This window comes from Chamaesiphon sp. (assembly GCF_041738855.1).
In the GTDB taxonomy this organism is placed as follows: Bacteria; Cyanobacteriota; Cyanobacteriia; order Cyanobacteriales; family Chamaesiphonaceae; genus Chamaesiphon.
Genome location: NZ_JBGSPA010000016.1, coordinates 18086 through 29066, shown reverse-complemented (window position 1 = coordinate 29066; position 10981 = coordinate 18086). Strand labels below are relative to the sequence as shown.

11 protein-coding genes are annotated in these 10981 nt (G+C 45.0%); 3 read left to right on the top strand and 8 right to left on the bottom strand.

All coding sequences use genetic code 11. The annotated features are described in order from the left end of the window. Positions 1 to 741: 741 nt before the first annotated feature. Together ACEW9I_RS02430 and ACEW9I_RS02425 are read right to left on the bottom strand one after the other, a co-directional pair. Complete coding sequence (locus tag ACEW9I_RS02430; RefSeq protein ID WP_373538784.1) at positions 742 to 1029, bottom strand: hypothetical protein; 288 nt, start codon at positions 1027 to 1029, stop codon at positions 742 to 744. 128 nt (positions 1030 to 1157) lie between these two features. Further along, positions 1158 to 1925 (bottom strand): hypothetical protein, encoded by a 768-nt coding sequence (locus ACEW9I_RS02425; RefSeq protein WP_373538783.1) that lies wholly within the window; start codon positions 1923 to 1925, stop codon positions 1158 to 1160. 299 nt (positions 1926 to 2224) lie between these two features. On the opposite strand from ACEW9I_RS02425, the gene ACEW9I_RS02420 reads away from it, so the two are divergent. The 3 genes from ACEW9I_RS02420 (at position 2225) to ACEW9I_RS02410 (ending at position 3042) form a co-directional block, all read left to right on the top strand. Further along, positions 2225 to 2515, top strand: coding sequence for a hypothetical protein (locus ACEW9I_RS02420; RefSeq protein WP_373538782.1), 291 nt, complete (start codon positions 2225 to 2227; stop codon positions 2513 to 2515). 60 nt (positions 2516 to 2575) lie between these two features. After that, positions 2576 to 2770, top strand: a complete 195-nt coding sequence (locus ACEW9I_RS02415; RefSeq protein WP_373538781.1) for a hypothetical protein — start codon at positions 2576 to 2578, stop codon at positions 2768 to 2770. Positions 2771 to 2835: 65 nt separating this feature from the next. Beyond that, positions 2836 to 3042 (top strand): hypothetical protein, encoded by a 207-nt coding sequence (locus ACEW9I_RS02410; RefSeq protein ID WP_373538780.1) that lies wholly within the window; start codon positions 2836 to 2838, stop codon positions 3040 to 3042. A gap of 683 nt (positions 3043 to 3725) precedes the next feature. Here ACEW9I_RS02410 and ACEW9I_RS02405 read toward each other — a convergent pair. The 6 genes from ACEW9I_RS02405 to ACEW9I_RS02380 all read right to left on the bottom strand — a co-directional run bounded on the left by ACEW9I_RS02405 (position 3726) and on the right by ACEW9I_RS02380 (position 10967). Then, positions 3726 to 4238, bottom strand: coding sequence for a terminase small subunit (locus tag ACEW9I_RS02405; protein ID WP_373538779.1), 513 nt, complete (start codon positions 4236 to 4238; stop codon positions 3726 to 3728). Between the two features lie 5 nt (positions 4239 to 4243). Then, the gene (locus tag ACEW9I_RS02400; RefSeq protein WP_373538778.1) at positions 4244 to 4852 is read right to left on the bottom strand and encodes a hypothetical protein; all 609 of its coding nucleotides are present in this window, start codon (positions 4850 to 4852) and stop codon (positions 4244 to 4246) included. 50 nt (positions 4853 to 4902) lie between these two features. Further along, on the bottom strand, positions 4903 to 5541 hold the full coding sequence (locus tag ACEW9I_RS02395; protein ID WP_373538777.1) for a hypothetical protein: 639 nt from the start codon (positions 5539 to 5541) through the stop codon (positions 4903 to 4905). Between the two features lie 176 nt (positions 5542 to 5717). Further along, the gene (locus tag ACEW9I_RS02390) at positions 5718 to 5969 is read right to left on the bottom strand and encodes a RusA family crossover junction endodeoxyribonuclease (RefSeq protein ID WP_373538776.1); all 252 of its coding nucleotides are present in this window, start codon (positions 5967 to 5969) and stop codon (positions 5718 to 5720) included. Continuing rightward, positions 5966 to 7966, bottom strand: a complete 2001-nt coding sequence (locus tag ACEW9I_RS02385; protein ID WP_373538775.1) for a DNA polymerase domain-containing protein — start codon at positions 7964 to 7966, stop codon at positions 5966 to 5968. The genes ACEW9I_RS02390 and ACEW9I_RS02385 overlap by 4 nt, the downstream gene beginning before the upstream one ends. Further along, entirely contained in the window at positions 7953 to 10967 is a 3015-nt protein-coding gene (locus tag ACEW9I_RS02380) for a DUF3987 domain-containing protein (protein ID WP_373538774.1), read from the bottom strand. Before ACEW9I_RS02380 ends, ACEW9I_RS02385 begins: the two co-directional genes overlap by 14 nt. Positions 10968 to 10981: the final 14 nt, after the last annotated feature.

The following is a 10981-nucleotide window of genomic DNA, read 5'->3' as shown; positions in this document are numbered from 1 at the left end:
AATCAATGTTTTTTCAACTATTAATGATATTGATGGTGGATTTTAATGTGCCAAAAATTGAAAAAATTCTGCTGTTAGCCTAAAAGTGTTGAAATGCCTGAGTTTGAGGAGACAAAACTTCATCGAACTCAGGTTTATAGGAACAGTAAACTCTGCTACGCTAGTGTTGAAATAGGTAAGTTTCTTTAGGGTTTGCCAAAATCATCGCCAGATACCGATACCAGCAATGGTTTGGACTCGCAGAGTTTCAACTACTGTCCCAACGGGGGGAGGGTTGAAAGCGAAATCTAGCAGCGGCATTGTCACACCCGCATCAGTTTCAACTACTGTCCCAACGGGGGGAGGGTTGAAAGCATACACTCGCACCCTGCCATATCGGCAAGTAGTGGTTTCAATTACTGTTCCAATAAGCAGAAAATAGATGGCTTGAAAGGCGCACTACTTTGGAGGCTGCTACAAAAGTTATATTGAATTTTTAGATGTCATCGATTCTGTCACTGCCACTTCAACCACAAAAAATTATTGTCACGACACCTAGTTAGGCATCATGACAATAATGTGTCACTGGTGACAAAGAATGTGTCACTGTACAAGTCGGAACGAGAGGATTTGAACCTCCGACCCCTACTACCCCAAAGTAGTAAGCTTACTCTCTAGACTGTGTATCTAGTAACTGTTTGGGGTATTCTCAATAAGTCGTAGGGGTAAAAATAGGGGTAAAAGGTGGTTTCGGGGTTGGTCTTACTCTGGTAAATTTCCCTCTCCACTGAGGCGACGGATGATGATATCAATTTTCCCGTTTACCTCTCTAACCTCATTCTCGAAGCGATCGAGTCGGGCGTTAACCGCTACAAATTCCGCTCTCATCTCCGATCGTGTCAAGCCAATCTCTTCATAAATACGATCTAGTACGCTGGAAAATTCTTGGGGGGAGATCTGGGTATATTCCAGTCTGTCTAATCTCCGGTTGACTCCACGCAATTCGCGGTTAACGCGATCGATGTCGTCTGGTTCTCTAGCTTGAGTCATGTTAACCTCATAGTAGTTATGTTGATATCGATCGCGCTGCTGGTAACAGTCCATCGATCGATCTAACCCCCTTCCTTCTGTGGTTGGGGGTTATTTCGATTATACGGCAGAGCGTTAAAACTAGTTGATTAGTTCGGGGATAGGGGTAGTGGTGATTCTACAGTGGCATCAACTCGCACGAACGAACGACCCACGACGTTGATAGCCCATTCACCAAGGAACTGCTCTTTTGCCGCTTGAATCCCCTGTTCTATCTGCTTGGTGCGAGTATCGGTTTCCTTGCCCTGAGCTTCATTAGCCCTCATAGGCTTAATTCCAACCATCTCGAAGAACTCCGCCCAAGTTTTGATGTTTGGATCTTTCTTTGACTTGGCGGTTGTGGGATTAGCGATCGTATCGGCAATGGCTCTAAGCTCTTCCCGCACCTGTTTAAACTGGTCTTGGCTATATGTCTCCAGTTCGCTAATAGACTTGATTAACGGGGTAATTCTGTTGTCTACCTCAGCAATACCTATAGAGGACTTATCTAATTTACTTTCTATTGTGGTGTTAATTAATTCCTCTATATCTACTTTAGATAGATAACCTACAGGGTTATTCAGTAGGTATGCTTTTATGGTGGTGTTAACTAATTCCTCTATATCACCGTCTCTAACTGTAACTGATAGGGTGTTATTTCCTATGGTGGTTGGTATACCTGTAGAGGTACTGAAGATTTCAGTAGAGTTATTAGCTAGGTACCGATCGATCGCTTGATTAAGCAGATAACCCATTGACAAATTAATGCTTTGCGAGAACCGCTTGAACTTGGTTAATTTGTCCTCAGCCACAATCACAGACAGGGATTTATTGCCTTCCCCGATCTTCTTTACCAATGCCGTCTTGTTTTCATCCATATTGAATACCTCATTAATTCCTATATTCTAACATAGGATTTAATCACTACCACCATAGATAAACATTGCCTATGGTGGTATTGCGTATTAATTAGTTATTCATATTGAATACCACCTTAATACCTATTGACCACCATAGAAAATAATGATATATTAGGTATATGGAAACGGGACGCGACCCACAAGCCTAAAGTTAGACAAATCGCAACCGACAGACATGAGAAAGCGATTGAGTCGCCCTAGGAAAGTAACTCAATCGCCCCTCACATCCAAACCCAAATCAAGAAAGGATTACTCAAATGTTAACTCAAACCCGTCCGCTCCACTCAACCTCAGTAGTTATCGATCGCCACCCCAACGGCTACGGTGTTCTACTCGCTGGCAACCTAATCGGCACATTCGATGATTATCCAGTGTGGGGTTTATCCGGTGTCCAATACGATACCGCCCGCGCTTTGGAACTAGAAGATGTCGATGATTGCTATGTCTATGGCGATCGAGTGTTCATCACCCAAGCCCAAGCGATCTCTCACATCGTTGGCGATCATCTAGCTTCCACCGCTGCGTGGGTAATGCCTGACTACATCTAAGCCCTACCAACAGTCCCGATTTCAAATCGGGACTGCCAACTCAACATATCCATAGAACCTATGCAGCCATTCGAGATCGACGACACTCACGCCACAGCAATAGCCAACATCGAAGCCAAAATAACCGACGCAATCGACGACTATAACGCCGCTGTCATGGCTGGTAACAATGAACTAGCCCAAATGATTCATCTGTCAATCCAGGGTTTACAGCGACGTAAACGCTTCTGGATGACCCCACCATCTAAACCTTAGCCCCTAGCAATCCCCCGATATTAAATCGGGGCATCTCCCTCAAACAACTCACCATCGTTACCAACATGAAAACCATTACCGAATACGCACATCTCATCGATCACACCAAGGATGTCACTTTATACCAACACGCTTCGACCATGCAACTGTTCCAAACCATCGCCCAAGCTGACGGGAAATTAGAGCTATTCATCTTCAATGGTGGTGTGTGGCACTCCGAGGGTATTGGCGCACTGGAGACGATTATCGATATGGCAGCTAATCCTGACTAACCTCTAAGCGATAGCTACCAACCACTCACCCGATCGGGTGAGTATGACGATACCAGTTCTGGTTTAAAACAGGGGGTGGTTGCCATACTGCTCTTTGTACATAGCAAATAGGCACTTTTCAACCTTACTTGTTTACTTAAATATTAACATTTTTGTGAATTCACAAATTGTTAATTTTATGCTCGATTGCCAACTCTTTCTCAATTAACTATAAAGTATTTATTTTTATAGTAGAATATGATAAACTATGCCTTAATTGAGACATTGAAAGACTTACTTTACATGGATTCTCGATGATGCTGCCAACCAATTAAAAAGATATTCCTCACCTGTTTCTAACTCAACAATTAACTCACCCCGAACCATAACCCATGAATACTGAAACTGACACAAATACTGTATTGACAAGCGAACCACAAATAGTAACTCTTAGTCGCGACATGTCTAAAATAATCGATCTATTCGAGACACATCGGCGATCTTTGTTCCATTTATCGCAGGAAGAAGGAATCGATTCTATCGATCTCGATCTAATAGAGATAATCGAGGAGAAATTGACTGACATTGGCGATCGACTTGAATCGATGTCATGTGTTGGTGATCCTAAGTTTACGCACTCATAGTCAAAACGATCCTCAATATCGATCGGCAATATTGAGGATCGTTACTTGAATTGATCGCTACTATTTATCGATGATCCAATTGTCAAAAGCATCTTTCTTGAGATTTATTCCGTAAGTCTTGAGCGTGGCAATAGCAATATTCAAGTCACTGAATAAGCCAAAGTGTAAGCCAAGGGCGCGTAATGCGGGTAGCTTACTTTCGGCTCGAATCTCGGTGATTTCACCTTTGTTTTCCTTGAAGCTAGTAACGGCACACCGCGCCCGATCGTTCCATTCTGAAAAGGGTTTAAAGGTGACTTTCGCACCATCAAAGTGACAGACATCAGATAACTTGAAGTCTACAATTTCCCAGTATTTTTGCAGCACTCGATCGGCATCAATCTGGAGTCGATCGGACTGTAGCGACTTGAGTAATGCAATTTGGGCTTGAATCTCAGGTTTTGTGAGGTTTTCCGCTCCAATGGCTGCGGCGGTCTTGGGGGAATAGCCGCTCCTCAAGCAGCTTTGAGTCGCATTCTGATCGATCAGATACTCCTCACAAAATCGGACTTGCTTGGCAGTTAATTTGTTCATGTTGATTATTGGTGGAACCACCCGATCGCGTCAGGCGGGTAGTGATATTTTCCGTACAATGCGGGTGGGGTAGTGCCAAATTTCTCGCAGTACGAACTAAACAGAAACCCCGATATTTTCCGTTCCATTTCCGTCCCCTCAACAATCGGATGCTCAAACACTTTGGATGCAATGTCGATCGCTGATAGATAACCAGAAGGTGCCATTTTTAGGTTGACGCTTACCCCTTCTGGGATATCGAATAACCGATCGATTGGATTCCGTTTAGCTTGTTTTGGCGCGTCCTTTTGAACTAAGTCTAATAGCATTTCTCGAATCTGGTAGTCTCTATCTTGATAGTAATATTCTCCATTTTTGAATGCTGGAGACATCTTGTAAACCGCACAATGGTTGTGGAATAGAACCGAGTCGATCGCTCGAACATAATCGCTCCGGTAAACATGAGATTGGAGGTATGAGTCCTTCTCGATTCGATTGGCGATTAGTTGCTTGGCGGTTCGATCGTGTGGGTTCGGTTCAGATTGAATGTTCAGTACATTCATGCCTTTCGGGGTGCGGTAGTTTGGAAAGTCGATCGCGATTTGTTCGGTTGGTTTTGGTGTGTTGACTTTCATTTTTTATGTATCTTCTTTTTCATAGTTACTATTGTATTAGGTTTGGTGAATTAGTCGTTACTATCGATGTCCAACATATTCTTTTCATGAACTGCTAGCATTTCACCGATCGCATAGATTCGATTGTGAGAGACAGCTAATGCACCCTCTACCTCAATCGAGATTTTGTCGATTTTCCGTAATTCTAATAGAGCAGATGCAACTACTTTTATGCCATCGATTTCGGCTTGGAGTTGTTTCATATCCTTAATGTCTAACGCCTTGGTTAACCGCGACATTAATCGCTGGGTTATTGCCAGAGCATTGATGGAATTGGCTCTAACTGCTTTGTTGATATCGGCGACAATTTGCATATCTTTTTCGATGGCTTCGTAAACCGAGTCTACCGATCGTTCTGCCAATTTCTCGACCAGGGACGATCGAGAATCAGCGTCATGAATCCTAACCCGCTCTGCCCAATTAAATCTGGTTTGCCACTCCTTGAAACTTGCAGATGAGATCGAGTGCCCCCTGCGGTTTCCGGCGTTATCCGGCTTGACTCCTTTGGTTGACTCAATATATTCGCTGTATGCTGCATCTACCGACCGCCCCGCCCCGATATTTTGGTAAATTGTATATGCGTACCATGCCTTATCTGTCTCTCCTTCCTGACGCTCACAGACGGGGATTTGTGATTTTGTCTCTGTCATAACCAACCTCTTAATTTATTTTTTTTCTTGTTTTGTCTCGAAATAATGACTACCTTTATTTCCCTTTATTGCCCTTTGCTGTCATTTGCTGTCCTAATTTAGTTCGATGTTCGCCCCTGATGGCAACTTGGGAAAGTGTTCGACGGTTAGCTTATTTACTACCGATATCCTGTCGTCTAGCAGTACCCAGACTGCACCAGAGCGTCAAGGATCGCCCCTGCGATGTTGTCCAAGTCCCCTCGCTGTTTTCCACCAATGGCGATCGATACCTCAGTCTTAGCTATTGGTTCGGGAGGACGAGATTGGGTTAATAGTTGGGCGATCGCGTCCTCCTTCCAGTCCCGATATTTGTTGGGGAGATATGCGCCGCCGCGTCCTAATCTGGGTCTAGCCTTGGGGGTGATATTTCCGGTTAGTTGGTAATTCATACAGCGTTTAAGTCTAGTTTCAATTGGTGTTTATTCCCGCTCGTCAGAGGTGACTCAACGCCAAGAATCGATCGATAAGCTTCGTCCAGTTCAGTGACATAGTAGTCAGCCCAATATTCACCGCTACTCGTCTCGATCGGCTGGGGTTTCAACGGTCTACCAGTTTTCGCATGAAGCCTAATATGTTGTTTGTACCAATAACTCACCGTGTCCCCTGGTTTACCTAAACCCAACTCGACGAGATTCTTCTCATTGGTGGATATCTTGCGAGTGATAATGAGATCTTCAATCGGAAGATTGCCAGCAGTTAATAACGATCGAATCTCTTGGTAGTAAGCTGAAGCCGCGTCTAGACCCTCGCCAAAATACAGTTTGATGAATTGGGTGGGGAACTCATTCTGAAGTCGATATCGATTGCGCTTGCGGAATAAACCCTTAACGCTGGTTTTCCCTTCTGGACTGACTAAAACATAGCTCTTAGCCTTTGGAGCGTATAACCCACAGTGTTTAAGCTCTAGCTCGATTTCGATGCCATCTGGTAGAGCATCAGCAACAGCTTTAGAGACAGTTTCAGGATCGTCATGACTGAAGAAGATTCCATCAGTATCGATCTCGATTGGAATACCGCCGCAACTTTCGACGACTGAAACCATCAGGTCCAAAATCTTGCGCCCGTAGGCTGTCACCAGAGCCGCCGCTTCATAGTCATTGAAGGAGTAGTAACCAGTCCCAAAGAATCCGTAACTACCATTAATCAAGACTTTTAGGGCTTTCTCTTGGAAGCTGGCAGATCGATCGCCCTGTTTACCCAAGGCTTTGAGTCTGAGCCGTTCCCCTCTCATATAGTCCAACACCCCTAGAAAGCGATTCTCAGTATCCTTACGGCTACAGATGCCATATCTGAGCATGATTGAAGGGTAAAGGCTGCTTACGTCGATTTTAGCCACGTTCTGGTGAAGCCCTGGTTTGAGTAGTTCGACCGTACCACCATCAAACCCCGATTGTCCATCGGCATCTGGTTCTAAGTTAGGTAATAACCGCTGGTGAATCTTTTGGGCTTTGAGTGCGGGTGAGGCGATCGCCAGAGTCTGAAAGTTCAGATTAGGAACGTAGTTCATTTGATAGTAGACAACTGGTAGCAGGAAATTAGCTAGTAGCTGAGTGTCGTCTAGATCGAACTCTAGATACTCCTGAATCGTCGCTACGTCACCAGATTCCCAACATGCTCTAATCCTTTCGACAGATAGCTCTAGCCGTCTTTCATCCCTCAATCCCAGCGCGATGACACTGTTCTTCAACCCGTAGCTATTGAGTTTCGCAGCGGCTTTATCCCAGATCGCGATCTGGTGATAGGTGTCAAGAATGTCGGTTCCTTTCCAATAGACGGGGGTGAACTCGATCGGTTGACCATTGACACTGCTAGAGGTAATTCTGGCGGTTTTAGATGCCTTGGTGAAGGGGTGAGAGATTTTATTAATTCGGCATCTGGTGGCGATGAACGGGACATCGAAGTTAATCAGATTGTGACCGATTAAGCTGTCGGGTTTATTGGCTTTGAGGTAGTCGATCGTCCTAGTCAGGGTTACTTTCTCATCAGGGTCGGTAATGATGACCTTCTCGCCTGTCCCAGACATTAACCCGACCATCAACACTCGATTGACTAGTGGATCTAAACCAGTAGTCTCGATATCGAGGTAGATCTTAGTCAGTTCCTCGTAAGGTTTAACGCTGGTAGTCGGTTCCCATGATGGCGTGGTGACTGTGGGCTGATAATCCAGTGACAGGCGATCGAGATTAACTTCTATCCGCCCTGGTAAGCGCGATATGGCATCTCTGGGATTAGATGGTGAATTCTCTACCCTGAGTATTTTCGTGACATTAACCAGCCTTAAACCGTTAGGTGTGTCGATCGTCAGCGTCTCGTTATCGATTGCTGTGACCGGATTACCAACACCACCTTTTCCATAAACTATCGAACCGATTTTAATATCCATCATCTTCTGTAGCCTCTGGGATAGTTACGTCTGTGTTTTGACTACTTTGACTACGGTTACTTACGATTTCGATAAACCCGTCGCCTGTCTCTTTCTTTGTGTAGCCGTTCGATGTTGCCGAAGTTCTACCAATCGCGATTGGTATTTCATCAACACTCACCAACTGGACACTACTTATATGCCCACCAATGTAGGAACCGTCGATCGCGTGTCCGCCGATGAAGTCGTCTTCGATTCGGTCGATGATGAATATCTCATCTCCGAGTTTTGCCCGATCTCCAATTTTCAAATTATTTTTATGAAAAGTAGTCAAAGTAGTCACAACATCGCTAGAACTGTTGCTAGACATGGCGTTGATGCTGTGACTACCAATAGTCACAGATTCTAGAGATGAATCGCTGTAATGACCGTTTACCGTTGGTTCTGGGTTGTGACTACTTTCATGACCATTAGTAGTCACAGATTTTTCATGCTCGTCAGAAATACCCTTTTCGATCGATTCGGGATAACTGTGACTACTTTCATGACTATCGGTAGTCACAACATTCAAACCACCGTCCAGTCCCATTTGAGCTATTCCATTTTTAGAATCTGTGACTACCAATAGTCGCTCCTGAATAGTATGCTGAGTATGGTTTTCAGGATAAATGTGACTACTTTGACTACTTTTCTCTAAAATCTGAATTCGATATTTGGATGATGCGATAGGCTCATCGTTATCGATCGCATATCCGAGCGATACGACTTTCGCCATAAATGACTTGAGTTCATCAAAAGACGGTTTAGGTTTAGTAGACCACCACGCGCGGGCATCGCTAGGGCTAACCCAACCTTTTCCAGTGAACCGATCGATAAACTTGAGGATTTTGGCTAGTTCGGGATCGTCGGTCAATCCGAGCTTTTGGTATTGGATTAGAGTTTGACTGAGTTCCCACCGCGTCCAGGCGATCGCCGTCTCAACAGTTGAAGCAGTGATTAGTTGGTCGGGAACGGTGCCAGCTATCGCCGCATAAGTGCAATGGAGAATTAGCGCGTTCCGTCCGCATATCCCATGAAACTTGGGATAAACGCCTTTCAGCATCTCTTGAGTGACTGACATCCGCTTAGACTGCATTTCATAATGCCATTCAGCCCACAACGGCTTAGCATCGAGTGACAACCAGTAGGTCTGTTGTGCTTGCTCCGATAATGCTCTGTAAATCTTGTCTAATTCGTCGGTTAAATCGCCTGTGAGTTCGGTGAATGGTTCGATCGTGGTTTCAGGTAGTTCGACATAAGAAAACCGATGCCACAGACCATCGAGGTTACTATCATCGCCGCTAATCATATTGCGGATGGTTTGGGGCTGGATGCCACCAATTATCGAGATAGACACCTGTGGAATAAAAACACTACCAGATGACTTGCGGTTATTTTTAATCCCCCCCGCATCCCAAATGGTTAACCACTTTTGCCGATCCGCACCCTTGCCCCCGCGATACATATCCAGCGACTTAATGAATTGAGCGAGTTCATCATTGAAGATGAGATAGCCTTTGTCCATGTAATGCTGGATAGCGTCTACAATCGCTTCGATGGTGAAGTTAGAAAAGTAGAGATCTAACATCGGTGGTGGTGCTAGTGGTTCATCCCCTTTGTCTTGACTCTTGTTGGCTTTCCATGCCGAATGTGCGAGATCGTATTCCTGCCTAACTTCTTTGTAAATTTCGGCGATCTCATGCTGATGTTTGCTCATTGGTTTGATCAGCCGTTTAATCACTGGACTTTTCATCGTTCCAGTCTCACCCACAAGCCCACACCATCGGACTGCTGGAACCGTGAAGTCAGTACCAGGGTTAATTACTAATTTGGTTCGAGAATCGATCCGACTGGCTAATACTGGCAAGGCGATAAATTCTAGAATCCTGGTTGGGATATTGAAGTTATCAGCGGCTTCCCGCAACTGCTTACCCATATTGCCACCAAACAAGTTGGGAGCTTTGCAAGCTTTCATTTTCAAAGCATCGCTAATGTTTTGGGTAAGTTCGGGATCTTCTTGTTTGACTTCAAACCGATGACCCGCCGCCACAGCTACAGCCTTAGTAGCGTTGTAAACTGCTGAACTAGAACATCCGGCATGACAGATAAAACCGCCTGTCTCAGAGTCGATATGTAAGCTGTCGGAAGATTCCCCGTCGTGGGCTGGACACTTGGCTTTTATCCACTTGCCACTAGAATCGAATCCTGGTAGATACTGTGCGATCGATCGCATATCTCGATCGTCTGCATCAGACTCAACTAGTTCTAGTGAAAGTTGACAGTATCGATCGACATCCAGCGCGGGCAATATTCGATCGAACTCAGCCAGTGAGTAGCTAACCTCGTTCAACTGGAGTAGTTCGCATTGAACGCGATCGAAGTCATTAGTCTTAGAATTCCAAGCCAGATGATCGAATCCTGGTAGCCGCATTAGTTGGGCTGGATCGTCAAGGGATGTATCATCGCAGTTAGAAAACTGTAACCAGCGTCTCTGATGTGTTGCCAGATTCTCGACTGGGATAGTCTCAGCAGATGCCCAATAGCCGTGTAGTGATTTTCTAGTTTTAACTACTGCTGTCGGTTTACCAAACTCTTGAGTAATCCGATCGATCTCTAGTTGCTGTTGTTCGAGTGTCGCTTTGTCGCTCTCATGGAATAGTGTAGAGCCGTGGGTGATGTCGTCATTTTTCACACCACCATGACCAACCACGAAGTAAACACCATACCCCTGCTGATTCAGCTCTAGAAGGTGTCCCCAACCATCAGTCACGGGTTTATAGTCCTTTCCATAGCGGCGGTAGAATTCACCTGTCTGTAGGTCGATATAGCCGTTAACTGTCGAATTTCTAACCTTGCCGCTCTTGTCGGTGTACGTCATGCCCCGCGATTCTAATTCTGGCAGCGGGATATTCTTTGGGGACAGGCAGCGGACATAAAACCGTTCTGAATGTCCGATCGCTTTGAGGAACTCGATAGATGCTTTCATGTGCTAGAATCTTG

Coding starts and splice junctions, on each gene's coding strand:
- ACEW9I_RS02405 (WP_373538779.1), bottom strand. CDS start 4,238: ATGAACAAATTAACTGCCAAGCAAGTCCGATTTTGTGAGGAGTATCTG.
- ACEW9I_RS02430 (WP_373538784.1), bottom strand. CDS start 1,029: ATGACTCAAGCTAGAGAACCAGACGACATCGATCGCGTTAACCGCGAA.
- ACEW9I_RS02380 (WP_373538774.1), bottom strand. CDS start 10,967: ATGAAAGCATCTATCGAGTTCCTCAAAGCGATCGGACATTCAGAACGG.
- ACEW9I_RS02390 (WP_373538776.1), bottom strand. CDS start 5,969: ATGAATTACCAACTAACCGGAAATATCACCCCCAAGGCTAGACCCAGA.
- ACEW9I_RS02420 (WP_373538782.1), top strand. CDS start 2,225: ATGTTAACTCAAACCCGTCCGCTCCACTCAACCTCAGTAGTTATCGAT.
- ACEW9I_RS02385 (WP_373538775.1), bottom strand. CDS start 7,966: ATGATGGATATTAAAATCGGTTCGATAGTTTATGGAAAAGGTGGTGTT.
- ACEW9I_RS02410 (WP_373538780.1), top strand. CDS start 2,836: ATGAAAACCATTACCGAATACGCACATCTCATCGATCACACCAAGGAT.
- ACEW9I_RS02400 (WP_373538778.1), bottom strand. CDS start 4,852: ATGAAAGTCAACACACCAAAACCAACCGAACAAATCGCGATCGACTTT.
- ACEW9I_RS02415 (WP_373538781.1), top strand. CDS start 2,576: ATGCAGCCATTCGAGATCGACGACACTCACGCCACAGCAATAGCCAAC.
- ACEW9I_RS02395 (WP_373538777.1), bottom strand. CDS start 5,541: ATGACAGAGACAAAATCACAAATCCCCGTCTGTGAGCGTCAGGAAGGA.
- ACEW9I_RS02425 (WP_373538783.1), bottom strand. CDS start 1,925: ATGGATGAAAACAAGACGGCATTGGTAAAGAAGATCGGGGAAGGCAAT.